The organism is Kluyvera sp. CHPC 1.2972 (assembly GCF_036759925.1).
Classification (GTDB): Bacteria; Pseudomonadota; Gammaproteobacteria; order Enterobacterales; family Enterobacteriaceae; genus Kluyvera.
Window position 1 is genome coordinate 90,350 of sequence record NZ_JAPKIB010000013.1, and the last position, 24,533, is coordinate 114,882.

A 24,533-nucleotide genomic window follows, 5' to 3' on the forward strand; every position below is an offset into this window, starting at 1 on the left:
CCTCATGCAACTATGTTTATCAGATAACAATCAGGTATTATAGATGAAAAAGTATAAATTAAATAAAATTGCCACATCAATTCTATTCACTACATCAACTCTCGCCATGAGTCAGGGTATTGCATTTGCTGATACAACATCATGCTCTCAGAATGCATCAGGGCAAACCTGTACATTTAAAGATACATCCAATGTAACGATGCCTTCGGATACAAGTGGCAATGATGACATTACACTTGATAATGCTTACTTGCCTTCTGGAGTGAAAACACTGGCCACCGGAGATGGTAATGATTCATTGATTATAAAAAATTATAATGCACAAGATATTACCACCAGTGCGACCTTTGATGGCGGCAACGGTAACGATACAATCGTCTTTAGCAATATGACACCAGATGCTACTGGAGAAAGTAATCTATATGGCACGCTATTTACCGGGAACAACGGGAATGACAATATCACCGTACAGGATAACCAAAATCTTAAAAATGTTAAAATTCATGGTGATGCCGGAAACGATACTCTTAATCTTATAAATAACGATAATATTTCAAACGTCTCAGTGATTGGTGGCAGCGGTAATGATACTATATTAGTAAAAAACACCACCTGCACCTCAAATTGCTATCTCGATGGTGAAGATGGTTTTAAATCAACAGGAGGCAATAACAGTCTTAATCTGGATAATAGTGACGTCGATATTATATATAAAAACTATGACACTAAAAACACTAACTATAACACCAGTGGACTACATAACTTCACTGAAGTGGATGTTGATAACAACAGTCATTTAGATATTAATGGTGAAAACAATACCGTTTCAGGAAATGCTACAGTTTCTAATATTGGTAACATAACAGTGAATAATAATAGTTCATTGACACTTTCGGGTTCTGCAACAGATATACTCGAAGATACTTCTGTTAACTTGTCGACGGATAGTCATCTTACCGTTGATGGTGATATTGCTGCTGGTTCAACAGAAAATATCACGTTTAGTACATTTAGCACTGATAATGCCGCAGGAAGTGTTACTTATACACCTACGACTGCCAATGCAGGAGATATGCAAGTCACCTTTTCCAATGGCAAACAATCGGTAATAGCCCAGTCTGGGGCTTATAATTATGATGCCAATATCACCACAATAACTGACGCAGGCACTGAAACCTCAACAGTATCCCAGCAAAAAATGGGATTAGGAAGCGATGTACAAGCTGCATTAGCCGGCTTAGACGCCGCAAAACAAACCAGTAATTTTATCGCCAGAAACATCTCCAGCCATATTGATAATGTGAATAATAATATTCTTCTTCACGGTGAAAAAGAAGGGAACAATGTTTGGGGAAATTTCCTTTATCAGAATGGCAACGTACAAAGTGATGTTAACTATAAAAACGTTCTGGAAGGCGTACAGGGTGGTCTTGATTGGACAAATAAACTATCTAATGATAGCAATTTAACGCTAGGTTTTGCGTTAGCTTATATAAGAAATAAAATAAATAGTGATGATTACAATGTTAATTACAAAAACACATTAAGTGGAAACTATTCAAGTTTGTACGCGTCATGGCAGCAATCTTTACAGGATAATTTTTGGGGACTTTTTGCTGATAGTAGCTTCAGTTATGGCGATCTGAATTACTCCCTTTCTGGAAAAGGTTACGGGAGTGACACCACCGGGAATTTACACTCCTATGATGCTTTTACAACCGGAGATTCATACAATACCACGACTCGTCTCGGCGTTAATTTCATGTTGCGTGGCAAGACAATATTACAACCTTACACCATCGTAGGATGGAATAAGTCATCAGCAAAAGATTTTAGCGATGATAATATCAACTTTGGCAATAACTATATCTCCATATGGGATGTTGGTGCGGGTCTTAGGGCTTCAACTGAGGTCGATTTAGCAAAATTGACAATATCACCATGGGTCGATGCCAGCTATATTAGTGAATTTAACAATAGCTCAGATTTCTCTGCCGCTGATTATCACCTTACTGATGGCGATACCATGAGTCTGGGAATATTTGGCGTTGGTCTTAGCACTAACGTAACACCCAACGTAAATTTCAACACAAGCGTCTGGTATAATACTGGCGATATGGATAATGATGTAAGTTTATATGCTGGAATCAACTGTCGCTTCTAAAGTTGGATAAGGCGTTTACGCCGCCATCCGGCAATATGCGCGACTCTGCCGGATGGCGCTTCGCTTATCCAGCCTCTATAACTGAAAACGAAAAAAGCGCCCCAGGGCGCTCTTTCAACAGTAACTAATGACTTATTTGGTCAGTTCAGCGGTCATGTGCACGCGGTTACCAGCATAAGCCTGAGTAATTTTATAGGAGCTTGCACCAGCCTGTTCTGCCTGGGCGGCAATTTTCGCTTCTGCACCATCAATTGTGGAGGCCGTTGCGGTCACGGTCTGAGCAGCGAAGGTACCGAAAGAAGCGGCGAGAGCGATAACTGCGACAAAAGTTTTGATGCTTTTCATGATGTAAACCCTTTCACTTGGTTGTTTGGATAAGGCGTGTCGCCTTGATGTGATAAATAATAGTCCTCACATCGTTCAACAAAAAGCAGAAGAATTTGCTGATATCATTCAAATTAATTGAAAATAAATTACTCACCGATAAGACGCTGTGGATGGGTGTAGATTGTCGCTCTACCCGGCTTACAAAAACCCACCAGCGTCAGGTTGCAGCGTTCGGCAACTTCCACCGCCAGCGTGGTAGCTGCAGAGACCGCAAACAAAATCTCGACCCCGCACATAGCGGACTTCTGCACCATTTCATAGCTGGCGCGGCTGGAAACCAGCGCAGCGCCCCGCTGCCAGCGCATGCCTTCTTGCGCACGATGGCCCAGCATTTTATCCAGTGCCACATGGCGGCCCACATCTTCATGCCCGCCCGCCAGTTCACCCGACGGCATCACCCAGGCCGCCGCATGGGTACAGCCCGTTTCACGACCAACCGGCTGCACGTCGTTTAAGTGTCTAAGCGCATGATCAAGGTGGGCCAGGTCGAAGGTCTGGCTGAAAGGTAGCGGCTGAATAGGCTTACCGATATCGTTGAGCTGTTCAACACCGCAGACGCCGCACCCGGTACGCCCGGCGAGCGCGCGACGGCGCTCTTTGAGCCCCATAAAACGGCGGCTGGAGAGTTCGATTCTGACTTCCACACCGTTACAGGCCGGCACCACGTCCATGCCAAAAATTTCACGCGGGTGTTCGATGATGCCCTCAGACAGAGAAAAGCCAATCGCAAATGCTTCGAGGTCTTTCGGCGTCGCCATCATCACGACGTGGGAAATGCCGTTGTAGACCAGCGCAACGGGAACTTCTTCAGCAAGAATATCCTGTGTCGGTTGCATAATTTTTGGCCTTCTGAAGACGGAACGCTCGACCGCGCCAATCAGCTGCAACGAGGGTTCGACTTCATCTTTAACATTAAACACGGCAAGTACTCTGAACGACATCAAAAATAAGGGGCGTCTATTCCATCACAACAGGAGGGAATTGAGGCTTATTATGGATCAACTTTGTGGTGCAATAACGCACAGTACGCATTTTTTAGCGGCATTCTGCTACAAAATGGCTGTTTAAACTATAGGTACCACCTTGTGGTTATCGTCGTTAATCATCCGCCAAATTAGTACGATAAACAGGGTTAAATGTGATAAATCTCACGATTCAATGTTAATCCGCGCAAAATCCATTCACCTATCATTAACCGCATTGGAACAAGCCTACCGATATTGTGGTATTCTGAACCAAAGCCCTCCTGGAACTGAGGGCATCTTAGTATTCAGAATCTTCGTCTGACTACGACGGAGAACAACTACAAGCAATGACAATGTCGAAACAAGGAGCGAACCATGCAGGTCAGCAGAAGGCAGTTCTTTAAGATCTGCGCTGGCGGTATGGCAGGAACCACGGCAGCCGCACTGGGCTTTGCCCCAGGCATCGCACTCGCGGAAACACGGCAGTATAAATTGCTGCGCACCCGTGAGACCCGTAACACCTGCACTTACTGCTCTGTCGGTTGTGGGCTTTTAATGTATAGCCTCGGCGACGGCGCAAAAAACGCAAAAGCCTCAATTTTCCACATCGAAGGGGATCCGGATCACCCGGTCAACCGCGGCGCACTGTGCCCGAAAGGCGCAGGTCTGGTGGACTTTATCCACTCTGAAAGCCGTCTGAAATACCCTGAATATCGCGCACCTGGCTCCAATAAATGGCAGCAAATCAGCTGGGATGAAGCGTTCGACCGCATCGCTAAGCTGATGAAGGCCGACCGCGACGCCAACTTTATCGAGAAAAACGAAGCAGGCACCACCGTTAACCGTTGGTTGACCACCGGTATGCTGTGCGCCTCTGCTTCCAGTAACGAAACCGGCTTCTTAACGCAGAAATTCACCCGCGCGCTCGGTATGCTCGCGGTCGACAACCAAGCGCGTGTCTGACACGGACCAACGGTAGCAAGTCTTGCTCCAACATTTGGTCGCGGTGCGATGACCAACCACTGGGTTGACATGAAGAACGCCAACCTCATCGTCGTGATGGGTGGGAACGCGGCAGAAGCGCATCCGGTGGGATTCCGCTGGGCGATGGAAGCCAAGATCCATAATGGCGCGAAGCTGATTGTTATCGACCCCCGCTTTACGCGAACCGCGTCAGTGGCGGATTTCTACGCCCCAATTCGCTCCGGTACCGACATTACCTTCCTGTCGGGCGTGATGCTGTACCTGTTGAATAACGAAAAATTCAACCGCGAGTACACCGAAGCCTATACCAACGCCAGCCTTATCGTGCGTGAAGACTTTAGCTTCAACGACGGCCTGTTCAGCGGCTACGACGCCGAAGCGCGTAAGTACGATAAAACTTCCTGGAACTACGAACTGGATGAGAACGGCCACGCGAAACGCGATACCACCCTCACCCATCCGCGCTGCGTCTGGAATCTGCTGAAACAGCACATTTCCCGCTACACGCCGGAGATGGTCGAGAAGATCTGCGGTACGCCAAAAGCCGACTTCCTGAAAGTATGTGAGTACATCGCAGAGACCAGCGCGCACGATAAAACCGCCTCGTTCCTGTATGCACTGGGCTGGACGCAGCACTCCATCGGTTCGCAGAACATCCGTACCATGGCGATGATCCAGCTGCTGCTCGGCAACATGGGTATGGCGGGCGGCGGCGTGAACGCCCTGCGCGGCCACTCCAACATCCAGGGTCTGACCGACCTCGGCCTGCTGTCGACAAGCCTGCCGGGCTACATGACGCTGCCAAGCGAGAAACAGACTGACCTGCAAACCTACCTCACCGCCAACACGCCTAAACCGCTGCTGGATGGTCAGGTGAACTACTGGGGCAACTACCCGAAATTCTTCGTCTCGATGATGAAGACCTTCTACGGCGATAAAGCGACGGCGGAAAATAGCTGGGGCTTTGACTGGCTGCCGAAGTGGGACAAAGGGTACGACGTCCTGCAGTACTTCGAGATGATGAACGAGGGCAAGGTCAACGGCTATCTCTGCCAGGGCTTTAACCCGGTGGCTTCATTCCCGAACAAAAACAAAACCGTCGCGGCGCTTTCTAAACTGAAGTTCCTCGTCACCATTGACCCGCTCAACACCGAAACGGCGACCTTCTGGCAAAACCACGGCGAGTCGAACGATGTTGATCCGTCGAAAATCCAGACTGAAGTGTTCCGTCTGCCGTCCACCTGCTTCGCTGAAGAGAACGGTTCTATCGTTAACTCCGGTCGCTGGCTGCAGTGGCACTGGAAAGGCGCGGACGCCCCGGGGGATGCCGTCACCGACGGTGAGATCCTGGCCGGTATCTTCTTACGCCTGCGTAAGATGTACGCCGAAGAGGGCGGCCCGGTACCTGAGCAGGTACTGAACATGAGCTGGAACTACTCAACGCCGGATGAGCCTGCGTCTGAGGAAGTGGCGATGGAGAACAACGGTAAGGCGCTGGCCGATATTATCGACCCGGCCACCGGCGCGGTTATCGTGAAGAAAGGCCAGTTGCTGAGCTCGTTCGCCCAACTGCGCGATGATGGTACCACCGCCAGCGGCTGCTGGATCTTCGCCGGTAGCTGGACGCCGGACGGCAACCAGATGGCGCGTCGTGATAACGCCGATCCATCCGGCCTTGGCAACACGCTGGGCTGGGCCTGGGCATGGCCGCTGAACCGTCGCATCCTCTATAACCGTGCCTCCGCAGACCCACAGGGTAATCCTTGGGATCCGAAGCGCCAGCTCCTCAAGTGGGACGGTGCGAAATGGGGCGGCGTGGATATTCCGGACTACAGCGCCGCGGCACCGGGTAGCAACGTCGGGCCGTTTATCATGCAGCCGGAAGGGATGGGTCGCCTGTTCGCCCTCGATAAGATGGCAGAAGGTCCGTTCCCGGAACACTACGAGCCGTTTGAAACGCCGCTGGGTACTAACCCGCTGCACCCGAACGTCATCTCAAACCCTGCCGCCCGTATCTTTAAAGGCGATAGGGAAGCGTTGGGTAAAGCGGACAAGTTCCCGTACGTCGGTACCACCTACCGTCTGACCGAGCACTTCCACTACTGGACCAAGCATGCGCTGCTTAACGCCATCGCACAGCCGGAACAGTTCGTGGAGATTGGTGAGAAGCTGGCCGATAAGCTCGGCATCGGCCACGGCGATACCGTGAAGGTCTCCTCTAACCGCGGCTATATCAAAGCCAAGGCGGTGGTGACCAAGCGTATCCGCACGCTGAAAGTTGACGGTAAGGATATCGATACCATCGGTATTCCAATCCACTGGGGCTATGAAGGCGTGGCGAAGAAAGGGTTTATTGCCAACACCCTGACGCCGTCCGTCGGTGATGCGAACTCGCAGACGCCGGAATTCAAATCCTTCCTGGTGAACGTGGAAAAGGTGTAACGGAGACGACCTATGGCTTATCAATCGCAGGACATTATCCGTCGTTCCGCCACTAACGGTTTTACTCCCGCGCCTCGCGCGCGGGATCACCAGGAAGAGGTGGCGAAGCTTATCGACGTGACCACCTGTATCGGCTGTAAAGCCTGTCAGGTGGCCTGTTCAGAGTGGAACGACATCCGTGACGAGATTGGCAGCAACGTCGGGGTGTATGATAACCCGGCGGATTTAACCGCCAAATCCTGGACGGTAATGCGTTTCTCGGAAGTGGAGCAGAACGACAAACTAGAGTGGCTCATCCGTAAGGATGGCTGTATGCACTGCGCCGACCCGGGCTGCCTGAAGGCATGCCCGTCAGAAGGGGCTATCATTCAGTATGCCAACGGCATCGTCGACTTCCAGTCAGAGCAGTGCATTGGCTGCGGCTACTGTATTGCTGGCTGCCCGTTCAACGTGCCGCGACTCAACCCGGAAGACAACCGCGTCTACAAATGTACGCTGTGCGTCGACCGCGTGAACGTCGGGCAAGAACCGGCATGCGTGAAAACCTGTCCAACCGGCGCAATCCACTTTGGTTCCAAAGAGGATATGAAAGTGCTGGCGGGCGAGCGCGTAGCCGAGCTGAAAACCCGTGGTTACGACAATGCGGGCCTGTACGATCCGGCTGGCGTTGGCGGTACGCACGTGATGTACGTGCTGCACCATGCCGATAAACCGAATCTGTACCACGGTCTGCCGGAGAACCCGGAAATCAGCGCCACCGTGAAGTTCTGGAAAGGCGTCTGGAAACCGCTGGCCGCCATCGGCTTTGCCGCTACGTTCGCCGCGAGCATCTTCCACTACGTCGGGGTCGGTCCGAACCGCGCGGAAGAGGAAGAAGACAATCTGGATGAGAAAGACGATGAGGTGCGCAAATGAAAAAACGTGACACCATCGTGCGCTACACGGCGCCGGAACGCATCAACCACTGGGTCACCGCCTTCTGCTTCATGCTGGCGGCGATAAGCGGGCTGGGATTTTTCTTCCCCTCCTTCAACTGGCTGATGCAAATCATGGGGACTCCGCAGCTGGCGCGAATTCTGCACCCGTTTGTCGGGGTCATCATGTTTGCCTCGTTTATCATCATGTTTTTCCGCTACTGGCACCACAATCTAATCAATCGGGATGATATCTTTTGGGCGAAGAATATTCGTAAGATCGTCGTCAACGAGGAAGTAGGTGACACCGGGCGTTATAACTTCGGCCAGAAATGCGTATTCTGGGCGGCGATTATCTTCCTGGTGCTGCTGCTGGTGAGCGGTGTGGTTATCTGGCGTCCGTACTTTGCGCCTGCTTTCTCAATCCCGGTGATCCGATTTGCGCTAATGCTGCATTCATTTGCCGCAGTGGCGTTAATTGTGGTTATCATGGTGCATATCTACGCCGCCCTTTGGGTGAAAGGCACCATTACCGCGATGGTGGAGGGATGGGTTACCAAAACGTGGGCGAAGAAACACCACCCGCGCTGGTACCGTGAAGTCCGCCAGAAACAGGAAAAGTCATCTGAATGAGTATTCGCATAATCCCGCAAGATGAGCTGGGTTCGAGCGAGAAACGTACGGCGGAAGTCATTCCGCCGTTGTTGTTCCCCAGACTCAAGAACCTCTACAACCGCCGCGCCGAACGTCTGCGCGAGCTGGCAGAGAATAATCCGCTGGGTGATTACCTGCGCTTTGCTGCGCTGATCGCCCACGCTCAGGAAGTGGTGCTGTATGACCACCCGCTGAAAATGGATCTCACCGCGCGTATCAAAGAGGCGAATGACCAGGGCAAACCGCCGCTGGATATTCACGTTCTGCCGCGCGACAAGCACTGGCATACGCTGCTGCAATCGATGATTGCCGAGCTGAAGCCTGAGATGAGTGGCCCAGCGCTGGCGGTCATCGAGAACCTGGAGAAAGCCTCCGAGCAGGAGCTGGAGCAGATGGCGAGCGCGCTGTTTGCCTCTGACTTTGCCTCCGTGAGCAGCGATAAAGCGCCGTTTATCTGGGCTGCTCTGTCGCTCTACTGGGCGCAAATGGCCAGCCTGATACCGGGAAAAGCCCGCGCCGAATACGGCGAACAGCGCCAGTTCTGCCCGGTCTGCGGTTCAATGCCCGTTTCAAGCATGGTGCAAATAGGCACCACTCAGGGGCTGCGCTATCTGCACTGCAACCTGTGTGAAACAGAATGGCACGTGGTGCGCGTGAAGTGCAGCAACTGCGAACAGAGCCGCGACCTGCACTACTGGTCGCTGGATAACGAGCAGGCTGCCATCAAAGCCGAAAGCTGCGGCGACTGCGGCACTTACCTGAAGATTCTGTATCAGGAAAAAGACCCGAAAGTCGAAGCGGTTGCCGACGACCTAGCCTCACTGGTACTGGACGCGCGAATGGAGCAGGAAGGGTTCGCCCGCAGCTCGATTAACCCGTTCTTGTTCCCGGGGGAAGGGGAGTAATTCCCCACAAGCCCGGCTAGCACACATGCTGCCGGGTTCTTCCTCAGTCGCTCAGCGCCTGCAAAACATTTCTGGGATCGTTAGCAATAGCGCGTAGCAGCGCTTTTGCTGGGCCCGTTGGCGAACGCCTGCCCTGCTCCCAGTTACGCAGCGTATCGACACTAACGGAGATAAGCTCTGCAAACCGAGGCTGGGATAATCCTGAAGCCTGTCGGATGGCTTTGATCTTCATCGCATCAATGCAAAAGGTCCGTGAAGGTTCCCGGTCTCCTTCAATGATCTCATTCATTTGCGCCATGCTTTGGGTTAACCGCTCAAAGAGTGCCTTGTCCATCTACCACCTCTCATTCAATACACGCAGAATCGCTTTCTCCTGCGGCGTGATATCGTCCTTAATGCCCTTTTGATAAATCAGCAACAAGCGAATCTCAAATTTATGGCTCTGATAAAAATAGATAATACGCACACCGCTGCGCTTTCCCTTGCCTCGCGACCGCCAGCGAATTTTTCGCAGACCGCCTGTATCCTGAATCAGATCGCCGCAATCAGGGTGCTGTGCCATGAATAATTGCAGCCGGTGATACTCACCGTCATTCAGCAGTTTTTTGACATCTTCAGTAAAGAATTCCGTTTCTATAAATAGCATATTCAGTACGCCATTGGCTTATATTAGTCAAACCAGACCATACGTCAATGGCGTATGGTTGATATAACTTACCGTACCGAAATTAAATCCAGGAAACTAACGGCCTTCCTATTTTTGCGAGCCGCTATCCACAATCACCACCCTACCCAATTTCCCCATTTTCATTCGCGATAAACCAGGCTATAAAGCTGTATGTTTATACAGCGAAAAGGACATCATCATGGCATTGGAAAACGGCATTGCGCAGTTAGTTGCTGAGTTTATTGCAGCGGGTCGCCCCTCTTCACGCAAGCAGAATATTGATGACCGGAGAAAGGGTTATATTGCCAGCACTGCGCTGGCAGGCGAAAAAGAGATTCGCGTCAAATCAGAAGATATTGTGCTGGAAGAGATGACATTTCGCGTCATTTCGCCACTCAATGCAGCATCCTCACTCCCCTGCATTATCTACTTTCATGGCGGCTGCTTTGTCAGCGGTGGGTTTATCACCCATGATAATCAGCTGCGACAATTAGCCTGGCATAGCGGGTGTCGGGTCATTGCAGTGCAGTACCGGCTGGCGCCAGAACACCCTTTTCCCGCAGCCCACGATGACGCCGAGCAAGGCGCCAACCTCATCCACAAATACGCACAGCAGCTAGGTATTGACCGCCAGCGGGTGACGCTGATGGGGGACAGCGCGGGCGCGCATCTGGCGCTGGTAACCGCGCTGCGGCTGAAGGCTTCCGCCGTGTGGGCTCCCGCGAAACTCGTACTGATTTACCCTATGCTTGACGCAACAGCCAGCTTTACAAGCTATGTCAGCAATGGCCAGGACTACATCATTACCCGCGACACGCTGCTCTCCGGCTTTGAAATGTATCTTCAGGAAAACGACCCATTGCACCCGGAAGCCAGCCCGCTCTGGCGCGACGATTTTAACGGCCTGCCGCCGGTGCATATCATCACCGCCGAGTACGATCCGCTGCGGGATGAAGGAGAAGCTCTTTTTGAACGGCTCACCCGGCAAGGCGTTTCATGCACCTGCCAACGCTATCTCGGCGTTATTCACGGCTTTTTCCAGCTGGGTGGTGTGAGCCGGACAGCGCGGGAGGCAATGCGGGATGTGGCCCAACGGGTGGCGGGCCACTGAGTATGTTGGGCGAAGAGAGATACCCTACTCCTCTTCGTTCCCGCCCTCGACATACGAACCGAATGGTTTTGCTGGCAGCACGATATAGGTTCCCTCAAACACCACGCCAGGGGTGTCATCGCCGAACAGTCCAACCTGCATCTGCACGCGCGCTTTACGCCCTCGGGCCAGCCGGTCCAGGTCGCCGCTAAGCGATCCGAGGTCGGCGATGGCGGTCGGTTTACCGGTGATAGGTTTTCGATAGCGGATATGGGCATCGGCAAGAATAATGGTGCCGCCCAGGTGGCGTTCACGCAGCATCAGCCAGATGAGCCCCCATCCGGTGAGCGTCGCCAGCGAAAAGAGGCTACCGGCAAACAGCGTATGGTGCGGGTTCTGGTTGCCGGTTTCCGGCATGGTGGTAATAAATTTTTGCCCGGTGTACTGCTGAATGCGCACACCCATTTTTTCGCTGAGCGGAATATGATCGTACCAGGCCTGCTGCAGCTGCGCACACCAGTCGCCGCGGTGCAGAATATCGTCCAGCGAGGCAACGGGCTTAATCATCAGGAAGTGGCGAACGGGGGTGGTCTGCGGGGTCGTTATCTCCCCTTCGTTCTTGAATCCTAGCTTGGAAAAGAACGGCACGGCGTCTTCACGTGCGCTACAAGTGACGCGTTTCACCCCTTCCTGGCGCGCGACGGACTCCAGCGTCATCGCGATAAGCGTCCCCAGTCCTTTATCCTGAACCTCAGGATGCACTGCCATAAAGCGGATGGAGGCTTCGTTATCCGCGTTAATGTACAGTCGCCCTACGGCGACCAGCTTTCCCAGCTCATCAACCACCATCTGATGGTGTGCCATGGCATCCCAGGCATCACGTTCGGAACCTTTGGGCTGATGCAGGGGTTTACGCAGCATTTCCCAGCGGAACTGGTAATACTGCTCTAACTCTTCTTCAGTCTGCGGTACTCGGAGATGGTACATAATGGCACTCTCTTTTGTCGCCCACGTCCTAACGGGAAGCGTGGTCATACTTGTAACCAGAACGTCACGGGGCCGTCATTGACCAGCGACACCTGCATATCCGCTGCGAATCGTCCTGTTTGCGTGTTCATGTCCTGTTGGCGACAGCGTTGTACAAAATAGTCATAGAGCGCTTCGGCACGATCCGGCGCAGCGCCTTTTGAGAAGCCCGGGCGCATACCGCGTTCGGTATCGGCCGCCAGCGTAAACTGCGACACCACCAGCACGCTGCCACCGGCCTGCTGCACGTTCAGGTTCATCTTACCGTCAGCATCGCTGAAGATACGGTAGCCCAGCACGCGCTCGCACAGGCGGTTTGCCTTCTGCTCGTCATCATCCTTCTCTACGCCCAGCAGCACCAACAGCCCCAGGCCAATCTCTCCCGTCACTTCGTCCGCCACGCTGACGCTGGCGCGGGTGACTCGCTGAATTAATGCAATCATGATTCTTCGGCTTCTTGTTGTTCTGTTTTCAATTTTCGGTATTCACCGAGAGTGACAGTTATTTCGGCACCTAGCAAGACGATACACCAGGTCCAGTAGACCCAGACAAACAAAATGGGGATCACCGCCAACACGCCGTAAATCAGCTGATAGGATGGAAACGCGGTGATATAGAGCGAGAACACCTTCTTACCCAGTTCGTGCAGCAACGCCGCGACCAGCGCCCCAATAATCGCATCACGATTCGGCACCTGGGTGGTCGGCACCACGCTATAGAGCAGCCAGAACGACAGCCAGGAGAGCAGCAGCGGGAAAACCCGCAGCAGATTATCAATCACGCCGTTCAGTTCGCTGGCCCAGCGTAGCGACAGCAAATAGGAGCTGATTGCCAGGCTCACCCCGGCCAACAACGGCCCCAGGGTCAGAATCATCCAGTAGACGGCAAATGAGTAAACCTTTGGGCGCGTGCGTTTACTCCGCCAGATGGTGTTCAAGGCGCTATCGATGGAGTACATCAACAGCAGCGCGGTAATAATCAGGCCGCAGGCACCAAACGCGGTCATCCTGTTGGAGTTAGCGACAAACTGCTCGATATAGCGTTGAATAACGTCGCCGGTTGCAGGCAGAAAGTTAGCGAACACAAAATGGCGAATCTGCAGGCTAACTTCCGAAAACATAGGAAATGCCGCGAACAGGGCAAAAATCACCGCCACTAGCGGCACAATGGAAAGCAACGACACGTAGGCCAGGTTGCCCGCCAGCGTCGTCATATTATCTTCTTCTATGCGCCGCCAGAGGAATTTACTCCACGCCACCAGCGGCCGGGTATGATGAATCAGTTTTTGATGAACGGTTTTTAGCATAACGACTTCATAAAGTAGTCGGGTAGGGTTTCTCTCCCGGTCACCAGTATACTGGTGATCCCCAACTGGTTAGCGCCCTCTATATTATCGGCGTTATCGTCAAAAAAGACCGCATCGGCGGCAGAAAAACCTTCAGACTCCAGTACGCGCTGGTAAATCCGTGCTTCTGGTTTACGCATTCCCATCTCCTGGGAGAGATAAACGTGGTCGGCAGCGGCATAGATTTCCGGGTATTCATCCGGCCAGAAAGTGGTGTGCAGTGCGTTGGTATTAGACAGGACGACGACACGATGCCCCTGCTCGCGCAGCGTTTTCATTATGTCGATAACTTCAGGGCGCAGCGACACAAAAACCGCCTGCCAGCCGTGAGCAAACTGCTCGTAGCTGAGCGGTAGCTCCATATCGTGGCACATGGCTTTTGCAAACGCTTCATCCGATATTTCACCGCGCTCATGTTGATGAAATACCACTCCCATAGTGAAACTCTGCTTTAGCCGGGCCAGCGGAACGCGGGCGAGATCGCTCCACGTTCCCAGAACACGGTTGAAATCAATGTCGACAATCACATTACCTAAATCAAAGATATAGAGCATTTTTGCCTCCGTTCACGCCGTGGAAATTTCACTCTAGCGGGAAAGGAGAACTTTGACCATGAACAAACGCTCTCTATTTCAAAAAGAAAAACCCCGCCATATAGGCGGGGTTTTAGGTCATGACAAAAGAGAGAAATTAATCTTCTTTTGGACCGCGCATCGCGCGTTTACGGTCGTTTTCAGTCAGGTGACGCTTACGGATACGGATAGAAATTGGGGTAACTTCTACCAGTTCGTCGTCATCGATGAACTCCAGAGCTTGTTCCAGAGTCATTTTCTGAGCTGGGACCAGCGTGGTAGCTTCATCAGTACCGGAAGCACGCATGTTGGTCAGTTTTTTACCGGTCAGGCAGTTTACAGTCAGGTCGTTAGAACGGCTGTGAATACCGATGATCTGGCCTTCGTAAACTTCTGCGCCGTGGCCCAGGAACAGCTTACCGCGGTCCTGCAGGCTGAACAGTGCGAACGCAACCGCTTTACCCTGACCGTTGGAGATCAGTACGCCGTTCTGACGCTGGCCAACTTCACCTGGACGAACGTCGTCGTAGTGGCTGAAGGTGGAGTACAGCAGACCGGTACCGGAGGTCATGGTCATGAATTCTGAACGGAAGCCGATCAGACCACGGCTTGGGATCACGTAGTCGAGACGTACGCGGCCTTTTCCGTCTGGATTCATGTTTTTCAGGTCGCCTTTACGCTCACCCAGTGCCTGCATGACAGAACCCTGGTGCTGCTCTTCGACGTCCAGCGTTACGTTTTCGAATGGCTCTTGTTTACGGCCATCGATTTCGCGGAAGATAACTTTCGGACGGGAAACCGCCATTTCGAAACCTTCACGACGCATGTTTTCAATCAGAACGGACAGGTGCAGTTCACCACGGCCAGAAACGCGGAATGCGTCTGCATCCGGAGTTTCTTCAACGCGCAGTGCCACGTTGTGTACCAGTTCTTTCTTCAGACGGTCCAGAATCTGGCGAGAGGTAACGTACTTACCTTCTTTACCGCAGAATGGAGAGGTGTTGACGTTGAAGAACATGGTTACCGTCGGTTCATCAACGGACAGCGCTGGCAGCGCTTCGACGTTCTGCGGGTCGCAGATGGTGTCGGAGATGTTCAGCTCGCCCAGACCGGTGATTGCGATGATGTCGCCAGCTTCAGCCAGGTCGCTATCGATACGCTCCAGACCCAGGTGAGTCAGTACTTTACCGACTTTACCGTTACGGGTTTTACCTTCGCTATCGATGATAGTGATCTGCTGGTTTGGCTTCACTTTACCGCGTTTGATACGGCCGATACCGATAACACCAACGTAGTTGTTGTAGTCCAGCTGGGAGATTTGCATCTGCAGCGGGCCATCCAGGTCTACGTCTGGAGCCGGTACACGATCAACGATGGTCTGATACAGCGGGGTCATGTCTTCCGCCATATTTTCGTGATCCAGACCTGCGATACCGTTCAGCGCGGAAGCGTAAACGATAGGGAAGTCCAGCTGTTCGTCGGTCGCATCGAGGTTAACGAACAGGTCGAATACCTGGTCAACAACCCAATCAGGACGCGCGCCTGGACGGTCAACTTTGTTGATAACAACAATTGGCTTCAAACCATGAGCAAATGCTTTTTTGGTCACGAAGCGCGTCTGCGGCATCGGGCCATCCATTGCATCAACTACCAGCAGCACAGAGTCAACCATGGACATGACGCGCTCAACTTCACCACCGAAGTCGGCGTGCCCTGGGGTATCAACGATGTTGATACGGTAATCATTCCATTTGATTGCGGTGTTTTTCGCGAGGATGGTAATCCCACGCTCTTTCTCCAAATCGTTGGAGTCCATCACACGTTCTTGAGTTTCAGCACGTGCATCAAACGTACCGGATTGCTGCAGCAGCTTATCGACCAGGGTAGTTTTACCATGGTCAACGTGCGCGATGATGGCGATGTTACGCAAATTTTCGATCACAACTTTGCCTCGGGCATTAGAAATAGCGCGTTATTGTACACGGATTAATCGCACTACAAAACAGGATCACAGAGATCCTCCGCAAACAAGTATTGCAGAGTTCCTTTGTGATCGCTTTCACGGAGCATAAAAAGGGCACCCAATCACAATTTGCACCAATATGGTGCTCATCGCTTCAGGATAAGCACTATAATGGTGCAAAGACGCTATCGTGGTGCAGCCCTTTTGCACTATGGTGCGCATGATAACGCCTTTTGGGGGTGATTTAAAAGTTGGCACAGATTTCGCTTTGTATATTTCAGGGCAACAACGCCACTTTAAGCAGTGATTGAAGACCTCGTTACCACGACGACAATGATAAATCCGGGAGATGTTAAGTATGTCCGCTGAACACGTTTTGACGATGCTGAATGAGCACGAAGTGAAGTTTGTCGATCTGCGCTTCACCGATACCAAAGGTAAAGAACAGCACGTCACTATTCCTGCGCATCAGGTAAATGCCGAATTCTTCGAAGAAGGCAAAATGTTTGACGGCTCCTCTATCGGTGGCTGGAAAGGCATTAACGAATCCGACATGGTTCTGATGCCAGACGCATCTACCGCTCTCATCGACCCGTTCTTTGAAGAGTCTACCCTGATCATTCGTTGTGACATCCTGGAACCAGGCACACTGCAGGGCTACGACCGTGACCCGCGCTCCATCGCTAAACGCGCTGAAGAGTACCTGCGCGCTACCGGCATCGCGGATACCGTTCTGTTCGGGCCAGAGCCAGAATTCTTCCTGTTTGATGACATTCGCTTCGGCGCATCCATCTCCGGTTCTCACGTTGCTATCGATGACATCGAAGGCGCATGGAACTCCTCCACCAAATACGAAGGTGGTAACAAAGGTCACCGTCCAGGCGTTAAAGGCGGTTACTTCCCAGTTCCTCCGGTTGATTCCTCACAGGACATCCGTTCTACCATGTGTCTGATCATGGAAGAGATGGGCCTGGTTGTTGAAGCGCATCACCACGAAGTTGCGACTGCTGGCCAGAACGAAATCGCCACCCGCTTCAACACCATGACCAAGAAAGCGGACGAAATTCAGATCTACAAATATGTTGTGCACAACGTCGCTCACCGCTTCGGTAAAACCGCGACCTTTATGCCAAAACCAATGTTTGGCGATAACGGTTCCGGCATGCACTGCCACATGTCCCTGTCCAAGAACGGCGTAAACCTGTTCTCCGGCGACAAATATGCTGGCCTGTCCGAGCAAGCGCTGCACTACATCGGCGGTGTTATCAAACACGCTAAAGCTATCAACGCCCTGGCTAACCCGACCACCAACTCCTACAAGCGTCTGGTCCCAGGTTACGAAGCACCGGTTATGCTGGCTTACTCTGCCCGTAACCGTTCTGCATCCATCCGTATTCCGGTTGTTGCTTCTCCGAAAGCGCGTCGTATCGAAGTGCGCTTCCCGGACCCAGCGGCTAACCCATACCTGTGCTTCGCAGCACTGCTGATGGCTGGCCTGGACGGCATCAAAAACAAAATCCACCCTGGCGAAGCCATGGACAAAAACCTGTACGACCTGCCGCCAGAAGAAGCGAAAGAGATCCCACAGGTTGCTGGCTCTCTGGAAGAAGCGCTGCAGGCTCTCGACGCAGACCGCGAGTTCCTGACCGCAGGTGGCGTGTTCACTGATGAAGCTATCGACGCTTACATCACGCTGCGCACCGAAGAAAACGACCGCGTACGTATGACTCCGCACCCGGTTGAGTTCGAGCTGTACTACAGCGTCTAATCGTATTTTGAGTTGTACTTTCCAGCTGAAGCCGCGCCATTGCCCTTAGGTTCTGGCGCACTCCCTGGAATTAAGTTGCCGTGGAAACTTTCAGCCCATCTCAGGATGGGCTTTTTTCTCCACCAACAACCTGATATCTCGCGCTTTTTACCCGTAAAAAGCTATACTGCACTAAAACAGTGCAAGCCTTTTCAGGAGACTGCTAAATGGCAACAGGCGCACTGCCCGATGCTGGGCAGATCCTTAACTCGTTAATCAACAGCATTTTACTGGTCGATGATGACCTGGCCGTTCACTATGCGAACCCTGCCGCACAGCAACTGCTGGCGCAGAGCGCGCGCAAACTCTTTGGTACGCCCTTACCCGAGCTTCTGAGCTATTTCTCGCTGAACATTGGCTTGATGCAGGAGAGCCTGCAAACGGGCCAGGGGTTTACCGATAACGAAGTGACACTGGTGATTGACGGGCGCTCGCATATTCTTTCGCTGACCGCGCAGCGTTTGCCAGACGGTTTCATCCTGCTGGAAATGGCGCCAATGGATAATCAACGCCGCCTCAGCCAGGAGCAGCTCCAGCACGCTCAGCAAATCGCAGCGCGCGATCTGGTACGTGGGCTCGCCCACGAGATTAAAAACCCGCTGGGTGGCTTACGCGGCGCTGCGCAGCTACTCAGTAAGGCGCTGCCTGACCCAGCGCTGACCGAGTACACCAACGTTATCATTGAGCAGGCCGACCGCCTGCGTAACCTGGTCGACCGTCTGCTTGGCCCGCAGCATCCCGGTACGCACATCACCGAGAGCATTCATAAAGTGGCGGAACGCGTCGTCAAACTGGTTTCGATGGAACTGCCGGAGAACGTCACGCTGGTGCGCGATTACGATCCAAGTTTACCGGAACTTCCGCACGATCCAGACCAAATTGAACAAGTTCTGCTAAATATTGTGCGTAATGCGCTGCAGGCGCTTGGCCCGGAAGGGGGCGAAATTGTCCTGCGCACCCGCACCGCATTTCAGTTAACGCTGCACGGCGTGCGCTACCGGTTGGCTGCCAGAATTGATGTCGAAGATAACGGCCCCGGTATTCCACCGCATTTGCAGGATACGCTGTTTTACCCGATGGTCAGCGGCCGCGAAGGCGGCACCGGGCTGGGTCTGTCGATAGCGCGCAGCCTTATCGATCAGCACTCCGGCAAAATTGAATTTACCAGTTGGCCAGGCCATACCGAGTTCTCGGTTTTCCTGCCAATCAAGAAATAAGGTGTGTTTATGCAACGAGGGATAGTCTGGGTCGTTGATGACGATAGCTCCATCCGTTGGGTGCTTGAACGCGCGCTCACCGGCGCGGGGTTAACCTGCACCACGTTTGAAGGCGGAAAAGAGGTGCTGGATGCGCTGGCCACCAAAACGCCTGACGTGCTGATGTCCGATATCCGCATGCCCGGAATGGACGGCCTGGCGCTGTTAACGCAAATTAAGCAGCGCCATCCGATGCTTCCGGTCATCATAATGACCGCGCACTCCGATCTGGATGCCGCCGTTAGCGCCTACCAGCAAGGGGCGTTTGACTACCTGCCAAAGCCGTTTGATATCGATGAAGCGGTAGCACTGGTAGAGCGGGCGATTAGCCACTACCAGGAGCAGCAGCAGCCGCGCAACGTGCAGGTCAATGACCCGACCACCGATATCATCGGTGAAGCACCCGCTATGCAGGACGTGTTCCGCATTATCGGTCGCCTCTCACGCTCGTCTATCAGCGTGCTGATTAACGGCGAGTCCGGTACCGGTAAAGAGCTGGTTGCCCATGCGCTGCATCGCCATAGCCCTCGCGTTAAAGCGCCGTTTATCGCGCTCAACATGGCGGCAATTCCAAAAGACCTGATTGAGTCTGAGCTGTTTGGCCATGAGAAAGGGGCGTTTACCGGCGCGAATACCGTTCGCCAGGGTCGATTCGAGCAGGCCGACGGCGGCACGCTGTTCCTCGATGAAATTGGCGATATGCCGATGGACGTCCAGACCCGCTTGCTGCGCGTATTGGCCGACGGTCAGTTCTACCGCGTCGGCGGCTATGCCCCAGTGAAGGTCGACGTGCGTATCATCGCGGCAACCCACCAGAACCTCGAACAGCGCGTTCAGGAAGGCAAATTCCGCGAGGACTTATTCCACCGCCTGAACGTGATTCGCGTCCATCTGCCGCCGCTGCGCGAGCGCCGGGAAGATATTCCGCGCCTGGCGCACCACTTCTTGCAGGTTGCCGCACGCGAACTGGGCGTGGAAGCCAAGCTGCTGCACCCAGAAACCGAAGCGGCGTTAACGCGCCTGGCCTGGCCGGGTAACGTGCGTCAGCTGGAAAACACCTGCCGTTGGCTCACGGTGATGGCGGCTGGGCAAGAAGTGCTGATTCAGGATCTGCCGAGCGAGTTGTTTGAAGCCAGCATGCCGGACAGCACCACGGCAACGTCGCTGCCGGATAGCTGGGCAACGCTGCTGGCGCAGTGGGCTGACAGAGCGCTGCGCTCCGGTCATCAAAATCTGCTTTCTGAGGCCCAGCCGGAGATGGAGCGTACGCTGCTGACCACCGCGTTGCGCTACACGCAGGGGCACAAACAGGAAGCGGCTCGCCTGCTTGGCTGGGGTCGCAATACCCTGACGCGTAAGCTGAAAGAACTGGGAATGGAGTAAGGCCAGCGTGAAGTGTAAATATTGCTCGATTTGCGCAAGTTGCTGCAATTTTATACTTTACTGTTTCGATGAGTTCAGTATTATTCAGCCCGCAAATTCGAGGGGACGATAATGTTTGAATCATTGATTAATTTGGCTTCAAGCGGCGCCGCCGGTCATTCACCACAGACGGCCGTTGCTGCTGTACTGTGTGCTGCGCTGGTCGGGCTGTTTAGCTAAGCCGGATGACGCTTGCGCTTATCTGGCTTGTTGGCCCGGTAAGCGTAGCGCCACCGGGCAATATCATCGCTAAATCACCCGCGAGAACTGCTGCATCCGCGCCTTCTGTCGCAGATAGGCATCAAAGCACATGCAGATATTACGAATTAACAGACGACCTTTCGCCGTCACCTTAATCCCCTTCTCATTCACATCCACCAGCCCATCCTGCGCCAACGGTGCCAGCAGCTTCAGGTCTTCGGCAAAATAGTCGCTAAACTTCAGCGCCCACTGCTGCTCTATTGCCACAAAATCGAGGCTGAAGTTACAGATAAGCGCTTTGATAACATCGCGGCGGATGCAGTCATCACGAGTCAACGCAATGCCGCGCCACAGCGCATTACCCTGCTCGGCAACCTGCTGGTAATAGAGCTTCAGCTCTTTTTGGTTCTGCGCGTAGCAGTCACCAATCATGCTGATCGCGGATACGCCCATACCCAGCAGGTCGGTATCGCCCTGGGTGGTGTAGCCCTGGAAGTTGCGATGCAGCACGCCTTCGCGTTGAGCCACGGCAAGTTCGTTATCCGGGCGGGCAAAGTGATCCATACCAATAAACTGGTAGCCAGCCTGAGTCAGCGAGCCGATGGTTTCCTGCAAGATATCCAGCTTCTGCTGCGCCGACGGCAGGTCGGCATCTTTGATTTTACGCTGCGCGGCGAACAGGGTCGGCAGGTGCGCGTAGTTAAACACGCTTAAGCGATCAGGGTTCAGCTCAGCGACACGCTGCAGCGTGAACGCAAAGCTCTCCGGCGTTTGCTTCGGCAGGCCGTAGATAAGGTCGATATTGGTCGAGGTGAAGCCAATTTCGCGCGCGTGGTTGAGCAGCGCGAAGATAAAATCTTCGTCCTGCTCACGGTTCACCAGCCGCTGCACTTCTTTGTTGAAGTCCTGTACGCCCATACTCAGGCGGTTAAAGCCCTCAGCGCGTAGGTGGTCGATAACATCCAGCTCAATTTCGCGCGGGTCGACTTCAATGGAAATTTCCGCGTCGGCATCAAAGTGAAAATGCGCGCGCAGCAGCGTCATCAAGCGGCTGATTTGCGCCTTGTTCAGATAGGTTGGCGTACCGCCGCCCCAGTGAAGCTGGCTGACGTGACGGCCGGTAAACAGCGGCGCGCGCTGGCGGATTTCCTGCTCCAGCACGTCGAGATACTGGTCAGCTTTATGCTGCTGGCGGGTAACAATTTTATTGCAGCCGCAGAAATAGCAGAGCTTGTGGCAGAACGGAATATGCACGTACAGCGACAGCGGACGTTCGGGGTAACGCGCAACGGCGTTATTAAACTCAGGCTCGCCAAAGGCGTCAGAGAATTCCAGTGCGGTGGGATACGAGGTATAGCGCGGCCCGGAATAGTTATATTTCTGGATCAGGGCCAGATCCCAGTCGATTAACTGCTCAGACATGCTCACTCCTTCCGATGGTGTCGCGAACGACGACGGCGTGCCGGTGCTGCTCCGTTACGAAGCAACAGCCGGTTGCGCAGCCACTTTTGACGCCGCGACAACCGTCGTAGTTTAACGAATAACCACACCAGATAACATACAACCAAAAGGGTTATAAGCAGGACTGGCAAGCCAATACACAAAATCATTCAGGTTGCATCACAAAACGCTAGAGCGTTTTGAACAGCGCTCGCGCTGGCCCCGAAGGGGCGAGGCTGCAAGCCGAGTAACGCGGCAAGGGAATGAATCCCCAGGAGCGTACAAAAGTACGTGACTGGGGTGAATGAGCGCAGCCAACGCAGAGGCAACGTGAAGGATAACGTGTATATCGGGTGCAAACGTTAGTTGCCGCCCCTCAGCAGGCGCATCATGTCTTCCTTGCCCTCTTCTTCCTCTTCTTCTTCGTCATCATCGTAAGAGAGGCCGAGTTGCTGCATCAGTTCATCGATGCGATCCAGTTTAGCGTCTACCCATTTCTGCTCTTCAGCGGTCAGGGTTTCGTCATTTTCCAGACGTTCCAGCAGCGCGTCCAGGCGCTCATCTCTCTCCAGCATATCCAGCTCGGCCTGCGGTGAAAGCATAGGTTTCTCGCTCTTCGGTTTGGGCTGTTTCACGACCGGTGCGTCAGTAACGCCCAGCGCGATAGGTTTTTTACTGCCAATACGAGGATCTTTTTGCTGCTTTTGTTTATTGGAGCCGGATGCACCGTCAGAGCCAGTCGCACGGCTACCCGCCGCGTTACCACGGTGTTTTTTATCGTTTTTACGCTCGCGAGCTTCCAGGTTCAGTTCTTCACGCGTTTTACGGCGCTGTTTACCTGGAGTTTTACCGCGCGGTGCAGAGGTTGGTTTTTTCATGATGTCTGTCTTTAAGCCGTTTTATTCAGTATAGAATTGAGCCGGAATCTAGCAGAAAGCAAACAAAGAAAAAAGGCGACAGAGTAATCTGTCGCCTTTTTTCCTGACTCACAACCCTTTACGGGTTCTACATTCCATGTTGGCTTTCAACGCGCCCTGTCTATCCGTTAGCTCTATAACAGTCCCTGTTATGGTCCCTATCCGTGTTTAACGTCTCCAGACGCTCGCCTTCCTGGCTGATTCCTTCGGTCTTCGCCTCCTGGCGCTCCTGACCGCTCATCCTGAGTCTATATTCCTTCCGGCGCCCTTGCCGATGGGTGCTACTTTACAGCGTTGGGCTAAACTAACAAGCAACGAAACGGCGAAAAATGGACAAATCAGAATATTGCCCAACAATAACTATATGATTTAAAATGATTTGAATATTATATCGCCTCCGTTTTTTCCTAAATTTCGCATAGAGACAATGGCAAATGTCTTACAAACGAAAGGGCATCGTCTTACAGTCAATGCGCGAAGAGGAAAACCAGTCTTTTTTTGCCGATCGGGTATAATCGCCCACATTGCCTGATTTAACGGAGAAGACCGTTTTGACTAACTGGAACTATCAACAGACGCACTTTGTGACCAGTGCGCCTGATATCCGCCACTTACCTTCCGATACCGGAATCGAAGTGGCCTTTGCTGGCCGCTCCAACGCAGGGAAATCCAGCGCCCTGAATACGCTCACCAACCAGAAAAGTCTGGCGCGTACTTCAAAAACGCCGGGCCGTACTCAGCTGATTAACCTGTTTGAAGTCGCCGATGGCAAACGCCTGGTCGACCTGCCGGGTTATGGCTATGCGCAGGTTCCGGAAGAGATGAAGATCAAATGGCAGCGTGCGCTGGGTGAATACCTGGAGAAACGTCTGTGTTTGAAAGGATTAGTGGTACTGATGGATATTCGCCATCCGCTGAAGGACCTCGACCAGCAGATGATCGAGTGGGCCGTCGCCAGCGAAATCCCAGTACTGGTGCTGCTGACGAAAGCGGACAAGCTGGCGAGCGGCGCGCGTAAGGCGCAGCTGAACCAGGTTCGTGAAGCAGCGTTGGCCTTTAACGGCGACGTGCAGGTTGAAGCTTTTTCTTCACTGAAAAAGCAGGGTGTTGATAAGCTGCGTCAGAAGCTGGATAGCTGGTTTAACGATATTCCGCCGCAGGAAGACGTTGAGGCTGCAGAAGAGTAATCCCCCGCTTTTATCCCGGATAGCGGCGCGCAGCGCCCTGTTCCGGGCTCGCTCTATCCCACTGATTTAACGCAATACCTTTCAATTTTATCGCGCCGAAAACTTTTCTTTCGCCCAATAAAAAACGCCCCAGTCATTACTGACTGGGGCGGCTAAAATATTCAGCCAAATCCGATTACGTGAAGTAAAAGGTCTGAAAGATAGAACATCTTACCTCTGTACCCT

Annotated in this window: 23 protein-coding genes; 11 read left to right on the forward strand and 12 right to left on the reverse strand. The window is 53.0% G+C overall.

Features of this window, described 5'->3' with window-relative positions; genetic code table 11:
• Nucleotides 1-43: 43 nt before the first annotated feature.
• Nucleotides 44-2,164: an autotransporter outer membrane beta-barrel domain-containing protein gene (locus tag V6944_RS18060; protein WP_333499960.1), complete on the forward strand. Its 2,121-nt coding sequence runs from the start codon at nt 44-46 to the stop codon at nt 2,162-2,164.
• A 132-nt stretch (nt 2,165-2,296) separates the two neighbouring features.
• Here V6944_RS18060 and V6944_RS18065 read toward each other — a convergent pair whose 3' ends face one another.
• Together V6944_RS18065 and fdhD are read right to left on the reverse strand one after the other, a co-directional pair.
• Nucleotides 2,297-2,509: a DUF1471 domain-containing protein gene (locus V6944_RS18065; protein ID WP_123651601.1), complete on the reverse strand. Its 213-nt coding sequence runs from the start codon at nt 2,507-2,509 to the stop codon at nt 2,297-2,299.
• A 128-nt stretch (nt 2,510-2,637) separates the two neighbouring features.
• Entirely contained in the window at nt 2,638-3,387 is a 750-nt protein-coding gene (gene fdhD / locus V6944_RS18070) for a formate dehydrogenase accessory sulfurtransferase FdhD (protein WP_333499961.1), read from the reverse strand.
• A gap of 504 nt (nt 3,388-3,891) precedes the next feature.
• Here fdhD and fdnG point away from each other — a divergent pair.
• The 4 genes from fdnG to fdhE are packed head-to-tail and all read left to right on the forward strand — an operon-like array spanning nt 3,892 to nt 9,415.
• On the forward strand, nt 3,892-6,942 hold the full coding sequence (gene fdnG, locus V6944_RS18075; protein ID WP_333499962.1) for a formate dehydrogenase-N subunit alpha: 3,051 nt from the start codon (nt 3,892-3,894) through the stop codon (nt 6,940-6,942).
• A gap of 12 nt (nt 6,943-6,954) precedes the next feature.
• Entirely contained in the window at nt 6,955-7,857 is a 903-nt protein-coding gene (fdxH, locus tag V6944_RS18080; protein ID WP_035892321.1) for a formate dehydrogenase subunit beta, read from the forward strand.
• A complete protein-coding gene (gene fdoI / locus V6944_RS18085; protein ID WP_035892320.1) occupies nt 7,854-8,489 on the forward strand; it encodes a formate dehydrogenase cytochrome b556 subunit in 636 nt (211 codons plus the stop codon). The genes fdxH and fdoI overlap by 4 nt, the downstream gene beginning before the upstream one ends.
• Complete coding sequence (gene fdhE, locus V6944_RS18090; protein WP_185668846.1) at nt 8,486-9,415, forward strand: formate dehydrogenase accessory protein FdhE; 930 nt, start codon at nt 8,486-8,488, stop codon at nt 9,413-9,415. The genes fdoI and fdhE overlap by 4 nt, the downstream gene beginning before the upstream one ends.
• Before the next feature lie 43 nt (nt 9,416-9,458).
• On the opposite strand, the gene nadS is transcribed toward fdhE, so the two are convergent.
• Both nadS and V6944_RS18100 read right to left on the reverse strand, forming a co-directional pair.
• A complete protein-coding gene (gene nadS / locus V6944_RS18095; protein ID WP_333499963.1) occupies nt 9,459-9,749 on the reverse strand; it encodes a NadS family protein in 291 nt (96 codons plus the stop codon).
• Nucleotides 9,750-10,061: a type II toxin-antitoxin system RelE/ParE family toxin gene (locus tag V6944_RS18100; protein ID WP_333499964.1), complete on the reverse strand. Its 312-nt coding sequence runs from the start codon at nt 10,059-10,061 to the stop codon at nt 9,750-9,752.
• Nucleotides 10,062-10,281: 220 nt separating this feature from the next.
• Between V6944_RS18100 and V6944_RS18105 the strand changes: the two genes are divergently transcribed.
• On the forward strand, nt 10,282-11,193 hold the full coding sequence (locus V6944_RS18105; protein ID WP_333499965.1) for an alpha/beta hydrolase: 912 nt from the start codon (nt 10,282-10,284) through the stop codon (nt 11,191-11,193).
• A 24-nt stretch (nt 11,194-11,217) separates the two neighbouring features.
• On the opposite strand, the gene fabY is transcribed toward V6944_RS18105, so the two are convergent.
• From fabY to typA, 5 genes are all read right to left on the reverse strand, one after another.
• Nucleotides 11,218-12,159: a fatty acid biosynthesis protein FabY gene (gene fabY / locus V6944_RS18110; RefSeq protein ID WP_333499966.1), complete on the reverse strand. Its 942-nt coding sequence runs from the start codon at nt 12,157-12,159 to the stop codon at nt 11,218-11,220.
• 44 nt (nt 12,160-12,203) lie between these two features.
• Nucleotides 12,204-12,641 (reverse strand): D-aminoacyl-tRNA deacylase, encoded by a 438-nt coding sequence (dtd, locus tag V6944_RS18115; protein ID WP_185668851.1) that lies wholly within the window; start codon nt 12,639-12,641, stop codon nt 12,204-12,206.
• The gene (locus V6944_RS18120) at nt 12,638-13,504 is read right to left on the reverse strand and encodes a virulence factor BrkB family protein (RefSeq protein ID WP_220439035.1); all 867 of its coding nucleotides are present in this window, start codon (nt 13,502-13,504) and stop codon (nt 12,638-12,640) included. The genes dtd and V6944_RS18120 overlap by 4 nt, the downstream gene beginning before the upstream one ends.
• Nucleotides 13,498-14,097, reverse strand: coding sequence for a glucose-1-phosphatase (gene yihX, locus V6944_RS18125; protein WP_333499967.1), 600 nt, complete (start codon nt 14,095-14,097; stop codon nt 13,498-13,500). Before yihX ends, V6944_RS18120 begins: the two co-directional genes overlap by 7 nt.
• A gap of 136 nt (nt 14,098-14,233) precedes the next feature.
• Complete coding sequence (gene typA / locus V6944_RS18130; protein WP_333499968.1) at nt 14,234-16,057, reverse strand: ribosome-dependent GTPase TypA; 1,824 nt, start codon at nt 16,055-16,057, stop codon at nt 14,234-14,236.
• Between the two features lie 379 nt (nt 16,058-16,436).
• Between typA and glnA the strand changes: the two genes are divergently transcribed.
• The 4 genes from glnA to V6944_RS18150 all read left to right on the forward strand — a co-directional run bounded on the left by glnA (nt 16,437) and on the right by V6944_RS18150 (nt 20,743).
• Nucleotides 16,437-17,846, forward strand: coding sequence for a glutamate--ammonia ligase (gene glnA / locus V6944_RS18135; RefSeq protein WP_035892307.1), 1,410 nt, complete (start codon nt 16,437-16,439; stop codon nt 17,844-17,846).
• Nucleotides 17,847-18,052: 206 nt separating this feature from the next.
• A complete protein-coding gene (gene glnL / locus V6944_RS18140) occupies nt 18,053-19,102 on the forward strand; it encodes a nitrogen regulation protein NR(II) (RefSeq protein WP_333499969.1) in 1,050 nt (349 codons plus the stop codon).
• Between the two features lie 9 nt (nt 19,103-19,111).
• Nucleotides 19,112-20,524: a nitrogen regulation protein NR(I) gene (gene glnG / locus V6944_RS18145; protein WP_035892305.1), complete on the forward strand. Its 1,413-nt coding sequence runs from the start codon at nt 19,112-19,114 to the stop codon at nt 20,522-20,524.
• A 111-nt stretch (nt 20,525-20,635) separates the two neighbouring features.
• Entirely contained in the window at nt 20,636-20,743 is a 108-nt protein-coding gene (locus tag V6944_RS18150; protein WP_147281518.1) for a YshB family small membrane protein, read from the forward strand.
• 69 nt (nt 20,744-20,812) lie between these two features.
• Here the strand turns inward: V6944_RS18150 and hemN are convergent, their stop codons facing one another.
• Both hemN and yihI read right to left on the reverse strand, forming a co-directional pair.
• Entirely contained in the window at nt 20,813-22,186 is a 1,374-nt protein-coding gene (gene hemN / locus V6944_RS18155; protein WP_333499970.1) for an oxygen-independent coproporphyrinogen III oxidase, read from the reverse strand.
• 380 nt (nt 22,187-22,566) lie between these two features.
• Nucleotides 22,567-23,082: a Der GTPase-activating protein YihI gene (gene yihI / locus V6944_RS18160; protein WP_185668856.1), complete on the reverse strand. Its 516-nt coding sequence runs from the start codon at nt 23,080-23,082 to the stop codon at nt 22,567-22,569.
• A 590-nt stretch (nt 23,083-23,672) separates the two neighbouring features.
• On the opposite strand from yihI, the gene yihA reads away from it, so the two are divergent.
• Nucleotides 23,673-24,308 (forward strand): ribosome biogenesis GTP-binding protein YihA/YsxC, encoded by a 636-nt coding sequence (yihA, locus tag V6944_RS18165; protein ID WP_333499971.1) that lies wholly within the window; start codon nt 23,673-23,675, stop codon nt 24,306-24,308.
• A gap of 161 nt (nt 24,309-24,469) precedes the next feature.
• Here the strand turns inward: yihA and V6944_RS23355 are convergent, their stop codons facing one another.
• Entirely contained in the window at nt 24,470-24,517 is a 48-nt protein-coding gene (locus tag V6944_RS23355; RefSeq protein ID WP_071892919.1) for a spot 42 RNA, inhibition of DNA synthesis, read from the reverse strand.
• Nucleotides 24,518-24,533 lie beyond the last annotated feature (16 nt).

Coding starts and splice junctions, on each gene's coding strand:
- V6944_RS18060 (WP_333499960.1), top strand. CDS start 44: ATGAAAAAGTATAAATTAAATAAAATTGCCACATCAATTCTATTCACT.
- V6944_RS18065 (WP_123651601.1), bottom strand. CDS start 2,509: ATGAAAAGCATCAAAACTTTTGTCGCAGTTATCGCTCTCGCCGCTTCT.
- fdhD (WP_333499961.1), bottom strand. CDS start 3,387: ATGCAACCGACACAGGATATTCTTGCTGAAGAAGTTCCCGTTGCGCTG.
- fdxH (WP_035892321.1), top strand. CDS start 6,955: ATGGCTTATCAATCGCAGGACATTATCCGTCGTTCCGCCACTAACGGT.
- fdoI (WP_035892320.1), top strand. CDS start 7,854: ATGAAAAAACGTGACACCATCGTGCGCTACACGGCGCCGGAACGCATC.
- fdhE (WP_185668846.1), top strand. CDS start 8,486: ATGAGTATTCGCATAATCCCGCAAGATGAGCTGGGTTCGAGCGAGAAA.
- nadS (WP_333499963.1), bottom strand. CDS start 9,749: ATGGACAAGGCACTCTTTGAGCGGTTAACCCAAAGCATGGCGCAAATG.
- V6944_RS18100 (WP_333499964.1), bottom strand. CDS start 10,061: ATGCTATTTATAGAAACGGAATTCTTTACTGAAGATGTCAAAAAACTG.
- V6944_RS18105 (WP_333499965.1), top strand. CDS start 10,282: ATGGCATTGGAAAACGGCATTGCGCAGTTAGTTGCTGAGTTTATTGCA.
- fabY (WP_333499966.1), bottom strand. CDS start 12,159: ATGTACCATCTCCGAGTACCGCAGACTGAAGAAGAGTTAGAGCAGTAT.
- dtd (WP_185668851.1), bottom strand. CDS start 12,641: ATGATTGCATTAATTCAGCGAGTCACCCGCGCCAGCGTCAGCGTGGCG.
- V6944_RS18120 (WP_220439035.1), bottom strand. CDS start 13,504: ATGCTAAAAACCGTTCATCAAAAACTGATTCATCATACCCGGCCGCTG.
- yihX (WP_333499967.1), bottom strand. CDS start 14,097: ATGCTCTATATCTTTGATTTAGGTAATGTGATTGTCGACATTGATTTC.
- glnA (WP_035892307.1), top strand. CDS start 16,437: ATGTCCGCTGAACACGTTTTGACGATGCTGAATGAGCACGAAGTGAAG.
- glnL (WP_333499969.1), top strand. CDS start 18,053: ATGGCAACAGGCGCACTGCCCGATGCTGGGCAGATCCTTAACTCGTTA.
- glnG (WP_035892305.1), top strand. CDS start 19,112: ATGCAACGAGGGATAGTCTGGGTCGTTGATGACGATAGCTCCATCCGT.
- V6944_RS18150 (WP_147281518.1), top strand. CDS start 20,636: ATGTTTGAATCATTGATTAATTTGGCTTCAAGCGGCGCCGCCGGTCAT.
- hemN (WP_333499970.1), bottom strand. CDS start 22,186: ATGTCTGAGCAGTTAATCGACTGGGATCTGGCCCTGATCCAGAAATAT.
- yihI (WP_185668856.1), bottom strand. CDS start 23,082: ATGAAAAAACCAACCTCTGCACCGCGCGGTAAAACTCCAGGTAAACAG.